The organism is Nocardia cerradoensis NBRC 101014 (assembly GCF_000308535.1).
Lineage (GTDB): Bacteria > Actinomycetota > Actinomycetes > Mycobacteriales > Mycobacteriaceae > Nocardia > Nocardia cerradoensis.
This window is the reverse complement of the sequence record NZ_BAFW01000196.1, coordinates 1-13740: the sequence shown is the minus strand read 5'-3', so window position 1 is coordinate 13740 and position 13740 is coordinate 1. Positions and strand designations below refer to the sequence as shown.

Genomic DNA, 13740 nt, shown 5'->3' with positions numbered 1-13740 from the left:
GACCCGGACCATCACCCACCGCATCGCGCATCTGGTCTCGGCCGGGCACGTGCGCGCCGACCAGGTGCTGGCGGTGACCTTCACGGCCCGGGCGGCCGGTGAACTGCGGGCCCGGTTGCGCGCGCTCGGCCTGGGTGGTGACGCGCAGACGGTCCAGGCGCGCACGTTCCACGCCGCGGCGCTGCGGCAGCTGAAGTACTTCTGGCCCCAGATCGTCGGCGATGTGCCGTGGAAGCTCATCGACTCCAAATTCGCGGTCGTCGCCCAGGCCGCCCAGCGCGTGGGCCTGCCGACCGCGACGGAGAACGTGCGTGATCTGGCGGGCGAGATCGAATGGGCGAAGGCCTCGCTCATCGCGCCGGAGGACTACGCCGGCGCCGCCCAGCGCCACCACCGCGACATTCCGTATCAGGCGGACAAGATCGCGGCCGTCTACACCGGCTACGAGACGTTGAAGAACACCCCGGACGGTCTGCTGCTCGATTTCGACGACCTGCTGCTGCACACCGCCGCCGCGCTCGAGGACTACGCGGCCGTGGCCGAGGAGTTCCGCGGCCGCTACCGGTGCTTCGTCGTCGACGAATACCAGGACGTGACCCCGCTACAGCAGCGCGTCCTCGACGCGTGGCTCGGCGATCGTGACGACCTGACCGTGGTCGGCGACGCCAATCAGACGATCTACTCGTTCACCGGCGCCAGCCCGGCCTATCTGCTCGATTTCTCCCGCCGGTTCCCCGACGCGACCGTCGTGCGGCTGGAACGGGACTACCGTTCGACGCCGCAGGTGGTGTCGCTGGCCAATCGTGTGATCGGCGCCGCGCGCGGCCGCATCGCGGGCACCCGGCTGCAGTTGGTCGGGCAGCGCCCCGACGGGCCGGAACCGTCCTTCGCCGAATACGACGACGAGGTCGCCGAGGCCACCGCCGTCGCCAAGGGCATCGCCGGCCTGCTCGGGCGGGGTGTTCCGGCCGCCGAGATCGCCGTGCTGTATCGCATCAACGCCCAGTCCGAGGTGTACGAGCAGGCGCTGACCGAGGCGGGCATTCCTTATCAGGTCCGCGGCGGCGAGGGGTTCTTCCAGCGGGCCGAGGTCCGGCAGGCGGTGCAGGCGCTGCGCCAGGCCGGAGCCCGCGACGACCTGCCCGCGGCCCGCGGTCCCGAGGTCGTGACGCTCGTGCGCGCCGTGCTCGCCCGGCTGGGACTCACCGCCGAGGAGCCGGCCGGTGCGCAGGCGCGCGAGCGCTGGTCGTCGCTGGTGGCGTTGGTACAGCTCACCGAGGAACTCGCCGCCCACGATCCCGCCCTCGAATTCGCCGGGCTACTAAGGGAATTGGCCGTCCGTGCCGAGTCCCGCCACCCACCGACCGTGCAGGGCGTCACCCTCGCCTCGCTGCACGCGGCCAAGGGGCTGGAATGGGATGCGGTCTTCCTGGTCGGCCTGACCGACGGCACCCTGCCCATCGCCCATGTGCTCGGTGAGGGCGGCGCGGTGACCGACGAGGCCGCGCTGGAGGAGGAACGGCGGCTGCTCTACGTGGGCGTGACCCGCGCGCGCGAACATCTGCGGTTGTCCTGGGCGCTGTCGCGCGCCGACGGCCGGCGGCGCAACCGGCGGCGCAGCCGATTCCTCACCGGGCTGGTGCCGGAGGATTCCCCGGCGTCGATGGTCGCTCAGCGGGCGGGTACGCGGGGTGGTCGCAGCCGCCGGCTGCCGGTCTGCCGGGTGTGCGGGCGTTCGCTGCTCAATTCCACGGACACGCTGCTCGGGCGTTGTTCGGGCTGCCCGGCCGAGGTGGACACCGAACTGCTCGGCGCGCTGCAGGAGTGGCGGCGGCAGCGGGCCGAGGAATTGCAGATCAAACCGTTCGCGGTGGTGAGCGTCAAAACCCTGACCGCGATCGCGGAACAGGTGCCGATGGACGAGGACGCGCTGGCCGCGATTCCGGGTATCGGACAGCAGAAGTCGCAACAGTTCGGTCCGGAGCTGCTCGCGATCGTGCGATCACGGGTGCGCAACCGGTGATTCGGCGGGCGTGCCGCGAATGACAAAACCGCAGGTGAAAAATAGGTTGTGCGGTTGTGTATCGCACCCGTAGGGTGGTGATCACGCGCTGGGAGGGCATTCCGGCGCGCACAGTGATCAGTCGGACAACGAGTAGGAGGGAGGTAGACAAAATGAACAACATCGTGACTCTCGCTTCGAGAAGCGTTGTGGCACCGATGGTTTCTGTCGTGTCCGCCTCCCGGGGGGTCCTCGCCATGCAGGGGACCGGTCTGTCTGTCGCAAGCATTATCGGTGCTCGACCGCAAGCGCCCGCGTATGCAATTGCCGCAGACAAGTCCGAGTGGGGTTGGCATCAGGCACACATCGGTTTCCACACCGACGCAGCCCACGCCTTCGCAGTGGAAGCCGATCGTATGACGGCGAATCTGCAGGCAGTCCGCCTCCGCAACGCACACCCAGCGACCGTGATCAGTAGCCGACACCGAAGTCGGTTCAGGTAGCACCAGCTACCGCAGCCTCCTGGCCACGGATCGCCCGAAGCGAAACCGTGGCCACAGTTCTTTTTCGGCCTCCAGCCACCGGCACCGGTTTCGCGGAAGACAACGAAACGACCGCTGCACGAGCTGAAGGAGCAAGACGTGTCCACCGCGACCGCTACTCGCGTGACATGCCGATCGACCCAGGCCTCGAGGCCGGCCCGCACCCGCGGTGTCGCGCTCGCGCTGCCCTGCCGAGTCGGTGACCCGGACCTGTGGTTCGCCGAAAGCCCCACCCAGCTGGAAGAGGCCAAGACACTGTGCGCTTCCTGCCCGATCCGCAAGGGCTGCCTCGCTGCCGCCCTGGACCGCGGTGAGCCCTGGGGTGTCTGGGGTGGCGAGATCTTCGAACAGGGCGTCGTGATCGCCCGCAAGCGGCCGCGCGGCCGCCCGCGGAAGGTCGCACTGGCGTGATCGGCGCCGGTTCGGGCCGAGCACGGATCCGCCTCGGCCACTTCTGGGAACACGAACAAGCCCCGCATTCGATGTCGGATGCGGGGCTTGTCCCGTATTCGGCGCCCGGCGGGGCGAAAAATCAACTCGCGCTGCGGTATTCGGCGTAGCCGGGCACCCAGTCGTGCATCAGCTTCATGAACGGCACCTCGGCGTCGAGCTGTGCGCAGATGCCGATCGAACCCATCAGCACCCGGAACACCATGATGTGTTCGGCCGGAAGTTGCAGTGACATACCGGTTTTCATCTCCGGGCGGCTCACATCGGTGGCCCTGCCCGCCACGCGCTGCATCCACTTGCGGGTGAAGTGGAACGAATCCTCGCGGATGGGATCGGTGAACGGGCGCAGATAGTCGGCGATCTCCGCATGCGTGACGGTGCGACCGGGAATCACCCAGCCGTTGCTGTACATCAGATCGGTCAGCTCCTCGAACCGATCCTCGACCGCCATCGCCACCATCTGGCCGAGTACCGGCGGGAACCCGTCGGGCAGCGGCGCGCAGGCGCCGAAATCCAGCACCGCCAACCGGCCGTCGTCGAGCATCATGAAGTTGCCGGGATGCGGGTCGGCGTGCAGCAGTCCGGCCAGCGCGGGGGAGGAGAAGTGAAATTCACCCATCAGGGTTGCCACGCGGTTGCGTAGCTCGACCGTGCCCGCCGGATCCTCCTGACCTCGCTTGATGATCTTGGACACTGCGGTGCCGTCGAGCCATTCGGTGACGATCACCTTCGGTGCTCCGGCCACCACCTTGGGCACCAGGAACCGCGGGTGGCCGTCGAAGGCCTTGGCGAAACGGCGCTGGTTGGCGGCCTCGGTGCGGTAGTCGAGCTCTTCCTCGGTCCGTTCGGTGATCTCGGCGAGGATGGGTTTGACGTCGGCGCCCGGGACGACGGCGCCGATCATGCCGGCCATCCGATTGAGGGTCTTGAGGTCCGCGCGCAATGCCTCGTCGGCGCCGGGATACTGGACCTTCACCGCCACCGTGCGGCCGTCGGACCATTCGGCCTTGTGCACCTGTCCGATACTGGCCGAGGCGGTGGGGGCGTCGTCGAAGGAGCGGAAGCGCTTGCGCCACGCCGTGCCCAGCTGCTGATCCAGTACGCGGTGCACCGCGGCGGCCGGCAGCGGCGGGGCCGCGGCCTGCAGTTTGGTCAGCGCCTCGCGATAGTGCTCGCCGAACTCCTCGGGTACGGCGGCCTCCATCACCGACAGCGCCTGCCCGAATTTCATTGCGCCGCCCTTGAGCTCGCCGAGAACGGAGAAGATCTGCTCGGCGGCCTTCTGATTCAGCTCGGCATTGATCTCGCCCTTGTCGCCGCCGGCGAGTTTGCGGCCGAACCCCATGGCGGCCCGTCCCGCGATACCGAGTGGAATCTTCGCCAACTTGGCGTTGCGGGATGAGCTACGGCGCACAATCTCAGACACACCCCCATCATGGCTGACCCACCGTGCCGCGTGCCATGTGAATTGCGTGAACTCGACCCCCGGACGGAGACGTGTCATCGGTCACAGTAGGGCCGGTCCGGGTGATCATCGGCGCGCGCGAGGGCATCGGAAATGGCTCATCCGTGGTGGTCGGCGGGCCTGCCCCACAAGTTTTTGTATTTTCGACTAAAAGTGGCCGGGAACTCTGGCCGGTCATGTTTTAGTCGTCTAGACTAAAACAATGACGACAACGCGAGAGGCCGCGGCGGCCATCCGGGAGGTGCGACGCCCGGAAGATCTGTTCGGTGCGGCGACAACGGGTTCCGCCGCTCGCCGCAGCGCGCATCGGACGTATCTGCGGCTGGCCGTTGCGCTGCATCCGGATCGGGTGCCCGTTGCCGAGGCCGAGCGGGCCACCGCGGCATTCGTCCACCTCGGCGAGCTGTACCGGAGCTGGCTCGCGGCCGGGCAGGCCTTCGAGGTGTGTGGCGGGCGGGGGCGGTACCGCCTGGGCGCGATACATGCCCGCGGTTCCGTCGCCGATGTGTACCGCACCGATTCGGCCGCAGTGGTGAAGATCGCACGGCGTCCGGCCGCGAATTCGCTGCTGGCGAACGAGCGGAACGCGCTGACGGACATCGCCGCGCTCACCGGGGAGCACGAGTGGCTGGCGCCGTATTTTCCGCGCCTGATCGATACCGTCGGTCACACCGATACCGACTCCGGCGAGGTGCGTGCGATCAACGTGCTCGACGCGCTGACCGACGGGTTCGTGACGCTGGCCCAGGTCCACGCCGCCTTTCCGCGAGGGCTCGACCCGCGCGGCTATGCCTGGATGCACCGGCGGCTGCTGCGCTGCCTGGCCGGTGCCGCGACCGCGCACTGGGTGCACACCGCGGTCTCCGCGGAGAACGTGCTCATCCATCCGCGGCTGCACGGGGTGGTGCTGGTCGGCTGGTCGTTCGCCACCCGGCCCGGAAGGGTGCCCGCCGCCACGCCGGCCTCGATCGACTATCCGCCCGAAATCGGCACCGGGGTCGGCCCGCGCACCGATGTGTATCTCGCCCATCGGCTGCTGCTCACCATGCTCGGCGACCGCGCGCCCGCGCCGATGCGCGCCTTCGCCGAGGGATGTCTGCAATCGGCACCCAGGCTGCGGCCCGATGCCCGCACCCTGCTCGACGAATTCGACGACCTGCTCGACCGGCTGTACGGCGCCCGCCGCTTCCGGCCGTTCGAACTACCGAAAGGACAGTGATCACCATGGGATACGGACAGTGGGACGACAGCGCCTACGCCGCCGCCCGCACCTTCCGCGCCGCGCGCGGCCTCGACGACTTCGGCTACACCGCCGAGATGCGCGCCAAGCCCTATCCGGAATGGGTCGCTCATCCGCTGCTCGACCCCTTCGGCGTCGGAGTGCGTGAGTCGCGCGACTCCGCCGAGCACGGGGCCTCGCTGCCGATCGCGGTGCTGTTCGACGTCACCGGGTCGATGGGGCGGGTCCCGCGCATCATGCAGGAGAAACTGGCTACCCTGCACGGCCTGCTGCAGCGCAAGGGGTACGCCGAGGATCCGCAGATCCTGTTCGGCGGGATCGGAGATGCCGACTGTGATCGGGTGCCGCTGCAGATCGGGCAGTTCGAATCCGACAACCGGATGGACGAACAGTTGCGGCTGATTCTGCTCGAAGGCGGCGGTGGCGGACAGAAATCCGAAAGTTACGAGCTTGCAGCATATTTCATGGCCCGCCACACGGCGACCGATGCGTGGGACAAGCGCGGACGCAAGGGGTATCTGTTCATCGTGGGCGACGAGCTGAACAAGCCACGCCTCGCCGCCGGGCATGTGCGCCGGGTGATCGGTGACGATGTGCCCCAGGACATTTCGGTTCCCTCGATCTACCGCGAGCTGGCCGATCGGTGGCATGTGTACTACATCCTGCCGAATCAATCGCACTACTACACCGATCCGGAAATCCTCGAGCACTGGCGGGGAGTGCTCGGGGAGCGGGTCCTGCGTCTGGACGATCCGGCGGCGGTGTGCGAGCTGATCGCACTGACGATCGGCATCGGCGAGGACCGCGTCGATCTGGGGGCCGGCCTGGCCGATCTGCGCGATATCGGGTCCGGCGGCGCCGCCGACGTCGTCGGTAAGGCACTGGCCCCGATCGGTACTCCCGCCGGTCGCCGCAGTGCGGGCGCGCTGCCGGCGGCGACCCCGGGCCACGACGACCTCCGGCCCTGACCGCGAATTCGGTCCGAAAAGCGAAGGGAGATCACCATGTTCGGCGACCGGCATGTGATCGTGGTCGATCTGGGATTCGGCGACGCCGGGAAAGGCGCCACCGTGGATTGGCTGTGCTCGCCACAGGCCGGCTTGGACGTCGCGGCCGTCGTGCGCTTCAACGGCGGCGCGCAGGCCGCGCACACCGTGCTCGCCGACGGCCGGCGACACACCTTCCGGCAATTCGGATCGGGCACGCTGTCGGGCGTGCCGACGGTTCTGTCGCGGCACGTGCTCGTGGATCCGATCGCCCTGGCCGCCGAGGCCGAAGCGCTGACCGCGCTGGGCGTCGCCGATCCGCTGGGATCGATCTTCGTCGACGAGCGGGCGCTGCTGACCACTCCGATCCACGGAGCCGCCAACCGCTGCCGGGAGGATGCGCGCGGTGCCGCCCGGCACGGTTCGTGCGGGATGGGTATCGGGGAGACCGTGCGCTACGCCCTCGAGCACGATGCGCCCCGGGTTCGGGACTGTCGCACTCCGGATATCCTGCGCCGCAAACTGTTCGCGCTGGAGCGGCACTTCGCACCGCTGCTGGCGAGCGGGCGGCACGGCTACGAACCGATCGACGCGCTGGTCGAGGCCTATGCGGAATTCGCGCGGTCGGTGGCGCTGGTGCCGGGTGAGCAACTCGCGGTGTTCGCCGCCGCGGGCCGGCTGATCTTCGAAGGGGCCCAGGGCGTGCTGCTCGACGAATGGCGGGGCCTGCATCCCCACACCACCTGGTCGACAGTGGAACCCCGCCATGCCCGCGCCATGCTGGCGCGCATCGGGGAACCGGGGATGGTACTCGGAGTGACGCGTGCGTACCAGACTCGCCACGGCGCGGGCCCCTTTCCGACCGAGGATGCGGAACTGTCGATCCCGGAGCCGCACAACGGCACCGGCCCGTATCAGGGCGTCTTCCGCGTCGGGCATCTGGATCCGATCCTGCTGCGCTATGCCGTGGAGGCGTGCGGGGGAATCGACGCGCTTTCCGTCAACCATCTGGATCTCGTGTCCGGTCGCGACGATTTGCGCACCGCCGTAGGGTATTTCGCCCCGGACGGATACCTCGACCGGCTCGATTGCGGCCCGTGGCGGGATCTGAACCATCAGCGGTGGTTGACCGGGCTCGTCGCGCACAGCACCCCGGATCTCGTACCGCTGCCGGCCGATGTCCCGGAATTCCTGGAACGCCGGCTGGGCGCGCCCGTGGTGCTGACCGGGCACGGGCCCGATCGTGCCGATCGCGTGGCCCGGGTCGCGGCTGCGGCATGATGGTTCGCCGTGGAGCAGCAATCGGCCGTATCGCTCGATGTCGTCGCGCTCCGATTCGGCGCCGACGACACGACCGTCACCTTCGCAGTGGCGCCCCGGCAATGGGATCCGTTCGCCGGCGAACTCGCCCTGCCCGGTGTGCTGCTCGGCCGTGGTGAACGGCTCGCGATGGCGGCCCGCCGCGCGGTACACAGCAAATTGGGTGTGCCCGACGATGCGATCCTCGCCGTCGGGCAACTGGTCACTTTCGACGAACCGAATCGCGACCCACGCGGTCCGACGCTCTCGATCGCGATGTGGGCGGTTCTCGGTCACGCCGCAGCAGCCGCAGGTGCGGAGCATTCGAACGGCGTGCAGCCCGAACCCGGCGGCACCGCACCCTCTCTCGATGTCCGGTGGGTTCCGTTCGACGACGTCCCGCCGCTGGCCTTCGACCACACCAAGATCGTCGAGGTCGCACGGGAACGACTCGCCGACATGCTGTGGAAAGACCTCGCTTTCACCCGCGCGCTGATCGGCGAGCAGTTCCCCGCCACCCGCGCGGTCACCCTCGCGACCGCGCTGTCCGGCACTCGTCCCGACCCGGGCAACCTCAACCGCACCCTGGCCGCGATCCCCGGGCTCACCCGAACCGGGGAACGTATGCGCACCAAGGCCACCGGACGTCCGGCGGCCGTCTGGTCCTTCACCGAGTCCCCGTCCGGCGAGCGCTGAGCCGACGACACCGACCCGCCTCGCGGCCGAGGCGATAACGGCCCGGCCCTCGTGCACGACGGTGACGACATCATCGAGGCGAGACTCTGTCACCGCCCGAGCCACGGCGTGTGCCGCCTTCGTCGCGCTCATACCTGACCTCCGGCGACGGAGGCCGCGCGATCGTCGTCCGGCGCCTCGGCCCCCGTGGCGGCGATTCGGCGGCAGGCGCAGTCCGCGTGCGGGGACCAGCGACGCCGCGCGATGCGCCTGGTGTGCGGATCCAATTCCAGTGTGGTGTCCAGGGTTCGGGGCGGGTCGTCGGCGGCGCCCTCGATGATCGATTCGATTTCACGCAAAGTCAGGGCGGCGGTGGCGGCGATGGTGGCGGGGGAGGCGTAGCCGGTCCGGCCCAGCAGCTGTGCCGCCAGATGCGGCCATTCGGCGTCGAATTCGGTGCGGGTCAGATCGGCGCAGCGCAGACAGCTGGTGCCGCCGGGCAGGACCAGCGGCCCGATCACACCGTGCCCGTCGCGGATGCGCACCTGCAGGTGCGGAATTCGGCGCACCAGCAGCATGCTGACCAGCTCCGGCACCGGCACCAGTGCGTCGGTGAGAATCACCAGATCGGAGGCGGGCAGCGAATCCGGTGTGCCGCCGCGATATTCGCTCGACCGCGTCGGCGTGATGCCCAGTTGCCGGATACCGCTGTGCAGCGAATCCGCCAGGGGACCGCGGCCGTGCACATGCACGGTCCGCACGCGAGTGCGGCGGGCGTTCGGCCGGATCAGCAATCCGGCCGCGTCGATATCTCGTAACAGTTCCAGCGCCACGCCGCCGAGGCCGAGTTGCCCGGCCTCCCAGAGGAGCTGGGGATGGCTGTGCAGACCGTCGAGCAGCCGGACGAACGCGACGACCGCATCGGTGTCGACGGCGGGCGGGTGCAGCAGTACCGCGCGTTCGGGATCCCATCCCAATTGCACCGCACCCGAGGGCCGGCGCAGAACCGCCACCCGCGGATGCAACATCGGACCACGTGCGTGTGACAACGTCATGAGCTCAGTATTGTCGGCGGGCCGACCCCCGCCCGCGGGAAAACTGCTGGTTATCCACAGGTTCGACGTTGTCCACAGGGGGCTTCGAGCGATCTCGCCGCATCACTGTGAACGCACCGTTTCACAAAACTCGCCGACGACTCGCCGTGAATTTTCCAGACCGGCGCGGAGAGTGCTAACGCCCGGCCACCGGCGGCCGACAATCGGGTCGATTCGGGTCGGTTAAAGGAGCAATATGGTCAGCGCATCCCTCGACGTGCCACCGGTGGCGTCGCCGCACGGCGAACACCGGTTTCGAACCCGCGGCGAGGGGCCGATCGCCGCGGAAACGATTCGCGAGTACGCGCGGGCGATAGGCGCCACCGACCCCATCCACCGCGACGAACGTGCCGCCGCCGCTCGCGGATTCGATGCCCTCGTGGCCCCGCCGACCTTCGCCACCACGGTGTGGATGCGCGCCGAGGAACGCACCCTGGACGCACTCGTGCCGGGTTTTCACAGCGGTAGCGTCGTGCATGCCGACCGCACGCTGGAAATCGTGCGCCCGCTGCTGGCCGGCGACCGCATCAGCTGCGATATCGGATTCGAATCCTTCCGCCACTACCGCGACTACGACGTGGTCTCGGTGACCACCCTGTTGCGTGACGACGACGGTCAGGTCGTGACCAGCGGCTCCTCCACCCTGCTGGTGCACACCCAGCCCGGAACCTGTGCGCGCTCGGGAACGCCCCAGCGGCCGCACGATCTCGAACCGGTCCCGGCGCAACGGCGGCTGCGCACGCCGCAGCGGGACCGGATCCAACCGCCGCTACCGCGCCCGATCGTCGACCTGGGCCCGCTGGCGGTCGGCGCCGATCTGCCCGTCGACACCGTCACGGTCGCGGCCGACGATGTGGTGCGCCACGCCGACGTCGTGGATCCGCAACGGTCCGGCACCACGACGGGCGCGGTGCCCGGCATGCTGACGCTCGGCCTGGTCGCCGGCTATCTCGGCCGCTGGCTCGGCGATCCGACCGCACTGACGAAACTGCGAGTGCAGTACGCGCCCAAGATGCACTATCTGCCCGTCGATTCCGACGCTCCGGCGTCGATCCTGTTCGGCGGTCAGGTCGGCTGGCTCAGTTCGCGTCGCCGCATGGTGACCGTCGTGGTCGACGCATTGTCCAAGGGGCGCAAGCTGTTCGGCTACGCGACCGCCGAGGCGCGGCTGGGCTGACCCGCACCGACCGGACCCGGTGACACCGCCGGTTAGCGGTCCTCGTTCTCGCCGCGCTCGTCACCGGTGTCGCCGTCGGAGTCCTCGTTCGGCCGCTCCTGTTGCGCCGCAGCGCCTTCGCGGCGTTCGCGCGCCTCGGTCTCGGCCAGCTGCGCCAGCGGATCGTCGAAAACGTTGGCGCCGCCACCGATCACACCGTCGATGAAGCCGCTCGGCTTGTCGAGATCCTCGGAACTGGGCAGCAGATCCGGATGCGCCCACACCGCGTCGCGCGCCGACATGCCCGCATCGGTGGTCAGCCGCTGCCACAGCGTGGCGGCCTCCCGCAGCTTGCGCGGACGCAACTCCAAGCCGACCAGGGTGGCGAAGGTCTGCTCTGCCGGACCGCCGGTGGCGCGGCGGCGCCGCAGCGTCTCGGCCAGCGCGCCCGCACCGGGCAGCCGGTCGCCGACCGCCTCGGCGACCACGACCTGAACCCAGCCCTCGATCAGTGCCAGCAGTGTTTCCAGCCGCTCCAGCGCGGCCTTCTGCTCGGGAGTCGTCTGCGGTTCGAAGGTGCCCTGCGACAGCAGTTCCTCGAGTTTCGACGGATCGGTCAGCGACATCGGATCGATGTTCTGCGCGGCCTCCTCGATCGCGGAGAAGTCCATCCGGATGCCACGCGCGTAATCCTCGACCGCGCCCAGCACCTGCTGCCGCAGCCACGGCACATGGGCGAACAGCCGCTGGTGGGCGGCCTCGCGGGCGGCCAGATAGACCAGGATCTCGCTTTCGGGCAGCTCCAGGCCCTTGCTGAATTCGCTGATGGCGCTCGGCAGCAGGGCCGCGGTTCCTGCCGGACCCAGCGGCAGCCCGATATCGGTGGAGGTCAATACCTCCTGGGCGAGCTGTCCCAGCGCCTGCCCCAGCTGGGAGCCGAAGGCCAGACCGCCCATCTGCCCGAGCATGCCGAGCATCGGCCCGGCGAACTGCTTGGCCTCCTCCGGCAGTGTCGAACTCCACATACCCGAGACCTGCTCGGCGACCGGGTCGCACAGCCGCTTCCAGGTCGGCAGTGTCTGCTCGATCCAATCGTTGGGCGACCACGCGACCGTCTTGGTGGCTCCGGCGGGCAGAGTCGTCGCCGCGTCCAACCACAGTTCGGCCAGATGTGCGGCATCGCTGACGGCGCGCTGCGCACCGTCGGTGATCGGCGCGACCGTCGAGCCGAGTTGCTGGCGAGCCAGCCGCTTGGCGACGTCGTAGTTGACCGGACTCGCCTGGCCGCCCGGCTGGCTCATGGTGGAGAACATCTGCCCGAGCGAGGTCAGCATCTGCCCGAAGGCCGCGGGATCGAATCCGGCCGCGCCCGAAGACCCCATGCCGAAGGCGAAGGGGTTGTTCGCTCCGGAACCGGCCTGATCGTCACGCTTGTCGCGGTCGGGATCGTCGTCGCGGTTCGAGAATCCGAAGGGCACGTCGCTCATGCCCCCAAGGCTACGCGGATGGTGATCGTGGAGCCGCTACTGTGGGCCGGGTGAATCGTCGGATCATCACCTTGATAGCGGCTCTGGTGCCCGTGCTCGTCCTCGGTGTGGTGGGCAGTGCGGTGACGGTGCCGTTCGTCGCTCTCGGCCCTGGTCCCACCTTCAATACCCTCGGCGAGGTGGAGGGCAAGCAGGTCGTCGCGGTGCAGGGTGCCGCGGTGGATCCGACCTCGGGACACCTGAACATGACGACGGTGTCCGTTCGCGACGGGCTGAATATATTCGAGGCGATGGGCTTGTGGGTGGACGGCCGCTACGGCCTGGTGCCGCGCGCCGAGGTCTACCCGCCCGGCGTTCCCCGCGACCAGGTGGACAAGTCCAACCAGGCCGATTTCAAGGAATCCGAGGACAACGCCGAACTGGCGGCGCTGAACTTCCTGAAATACCCGACCAAGGTCCAGGTGCGCGTGGTGGCCGACGACGGCCCGGCCAAGGCGGTGCTGCAGAAGGGCGACGAACTGGTGAGCGTGAACGGGAAACCGATCACGACCTCCAAGGACGTGATCGACGCGGTGCAGGGCGCCGCCCCGGGCACGACGATCCCGATGGTGATCCGCCGCGGCGGCGTGGAACAGACGGTCGAGGTGAAACTCGGTGCGCGCCCGGACGATTCGAACAAGGCCTACCTCGGCGTCACGCCGCAGGAGGTGCCGGACGGTCCGCTGCAGGTCGATTTCAACCTCGCCGACATCGGCGGCCCCTCGGCCGGTCTGATGTTCAGCCTGGCCCTGGTCGACAAGCTCAGCCCCGGCGAGCTCAACGGCGGCCGTTTCGTCGCCGGCACCGGAACCATCGATCCGCAGGGCAAGGTCGGCCCGATCGGCGGAATCCAGTACAAGATGATCGCGGCCCGCGACGCCGGTGCGGAGACCTTCCTGGTCCCCGCCGACAACTGCAACGAGGCTCGCCAGCGCACCCCGGACGGCCTGAAACTGGTGAAGGTCGACACACTGTCGAGCGCGGTGCAGTCGCTCGACGACGTCAACGCCGGACGCCCCGCCCCCAGCTGCGGTTAGTCCGGCTCGTTCTCGAGCGTGTGGCGCAGCGCGTCGACCAGGTTGGGGGCCAGATTCGGCGCGGTGCGCAGGTCCAGATCGGGGAACGCCTCGTCCTCTTCGGGGCGTAACTGCAGCAGGCACAACGAGACTCCGTCGCGCAGCACACCGGCGTAGAGCCGGGCGTCGCGGCGTTCGGGATGAGTCTGCGCGGCGTCGCGACCGGCGCGGTCGGCGGCGTCGCGGTCGGCCAGCAGCGGTGCGATGGCCTCGTCGAGCGTGTGTTCGG

11 protein-coding genes and 1 pseudogene are annotated in these 13740 nt (G+C 68.9%); 8 read left to right on the top strand and 4 right to left on the bottom strand.

The window, feature by feature from the left end; translation table 11 throughout:
• On the top strand, window positions 1-2023 hold a 2023-nt coding region (locus tag ON23_RS20605), incomplete at its 5' end, for an ATP-dependent DNA helicase UvrD2 (RefSeq protein ID WP_039780161.1).
• Window positions 2024-2667: 644 nt separating this feature from the next.
• Entirely contained in the window at window positions 2668-2955 is a 288-nt protein-coding gene (locus tag ON23_RS20600; RefSeq protein ID WP_051042974.1) for a WhiB family transcriptional regulator, read from the top strand.
• 121 nt (window positions 2956-3076) lie between these two features.
• On the opposite strand, the gene ON23_RS20595 is transcribed toward ON23_RS20600, so the two are convergent.
• Entirely contained in the window at window positions 3077-4420 is a 1344-nt protein-coding gene (locus ON23_RS20595; protein ID WP_039780165.1) for an ABC1 kinase family protein, read from the bottom strand.
• Between the two features lie 241 nt (window positions 4421-4661).
• Here ON23_RS20595 and ON23_RS20590 point away from each other — a divergent pair, with 241 nt between their 5' ends.
• From ON23_RS20590 to ON23_RS20575, 4 genes are read left to right on the top strand one after another with little or no spacing between them, the layout of a single operon-like run.
• The gene (locus ON23_RS20590; protein WP_051042972.1) at window positions 4662-5678 is read left to right on the top strand and encodes a hypothetical protein; all 1017 of its coding nucleotides are present in this window, start codon (window positions 4662-4664) and stop codon (window positions 5676-5678) included.
• Window positions 5679-5683: 5 nt separating this feature from the next.
• Window positions 5684-6667 carry a hypothetical protein gene (locus ON23_RS20585; protein ID WP_039780163.1) on the top strand — a complete coding sequence of 328 codons (984 nt, stop codon included), beginning with the start codon at window positions 5684-5686 and terminating at the stop codon, window positions 6665-6667.
• Between the two features lie 36 nt (window positions 6668-6703).
• Window positions 6704-7966: an adenylosuccinate synthetase gene (locus ON23_RS20580; RefSeq protein ID WP_039780160.1), complete on the top strand. Its 1263-nt coding sequence runs from the start codon at window positions 6704-6706 to the stop codon at window positions 7964-7966.
• Window positions 7967-7975: 9 nt separating this feature from the next.
• Window positions 7976-8680, top strand: coding sequence for an NUDIX hydrolase (locus tag ON23_RS20575; RefSeq protein WP_039780159.1), 705 nt, complete (start codon window positions 7976-7978; stop codon window positions 8678-8680).
• 128 nt (window positions 8681-8808) lie between these two features.
• On the opposite strand, the gene ON23_RS20570 is transcribed toward ON23_RS20575, so the two are convergent.
• Window positions 8809-9714, bottom strand: a complete 906-nt coding sequence (locus ON23_RS20570) for a TOMM precursor leader peptide-binding protein (protein ID WP_051042970.1) — start codon at window positions 9712-9714, stop codon at window positions 8809-8811.
• 235 nt (window positions 9715-9949) lie between these two features.
• Between ON23_RS20570 and ON23_RS20565 the strand changes: the two genes are divergently transcribed.
• Entirely contained in the window at window positions 9950-10930 is a 981-nt protein-coding gene (locus ON23_RS20565) for an FAS1-like dehydratase domain-containing protein (RefSeq protein ID WP_039780158.1), read from the top strand.
• A 32-nt stretch (window positions 10931-10962) separates the two neighbouring features.
• Here ON23_RS20565 and ON23_RS20560 read toward each other — a convergent pair whose 3' ends face one another.
• A complete protein-coding gene (locus ON23_RS20560) occupies window positions 10963-12396 on the bottom strand; it encodes a zinc-dependent metalloprotease (RefSeq protein ID WP_039780157.1) in 1434 nt (477 codons plus the stop codon).
• Between the two features lie 50 nt (window positions 12397-12446).
• On the opposite strand from ON23_RS20560, the gene ON23_RS20555 reads away from it, so the two are divergent.
• Window positions 12447-13472, top strand: a complete 1026-nt coding sequence (locus ON23_RS20555) for a YlbL family protein (RefSeq protein ID WP_189595004.1) — start codon at window positions 12447-12449, stop codon at window positions 13470-13472.
• Here ON23_RS20555 and ON23_RS20550 read toward each other — a convergent pair.
• A pseudogene (locus tag ON23_RS20550) lies at window positions 13469-13740 on the bottom strand (PPA1309 family protein); the annotation flags it as partial. The gene ON23_RS20555 and the pseudogene ON23_RS20550 overlap by 4 nt on opposite strands.

Excerpts from the sequence above, each read along its gene's own strand:
- ON23_RS20590 (WP_051042972.1), top strand. The coding sequence starts at position 4,662 with ATGACGACAACGCGAGAGGCCGCGGCGGCCATCCGGGAGGTGCGACGC.
- ON23_RS20585 (WP_039780163.1), top strand. The coding sequence starts at position 5,684 with ATGGGATACGGACAGTGGGACGACAGCGCCTACGCCGCCGCCCGCACC.
- ON23_RS20580 (WP_039780160.1), top strand. The coding sequence starts at position 6,704 with ATGTTCGGCGACCGGCATGTGATCGTGGTCGATCTGGGATTCGGCGAC.
- ON23_RS20570 (WP_051042970.1), bottom strand. The coding sequence starts at position 9,714 with ATGACGTTGTCACACGCACGTGGTCCGATGTTGCATCCGCGGGTGGCG.
- ON23_RS20565 (WP_039780158.1), top strand. The coding sequence starts at position 9,950 with ATGGTCAGCGCATCCCTCGACGTGCCACCGGTGGCGTCGCCGCACGGC.
- ON23_RS20560 (WP_039780157.1), bottom strand. The coding sequence starts at position 12,396 with ATGAGCGACGTGCCCTTCGGATTCTCGAACCGCGACGACGATCCCGAC.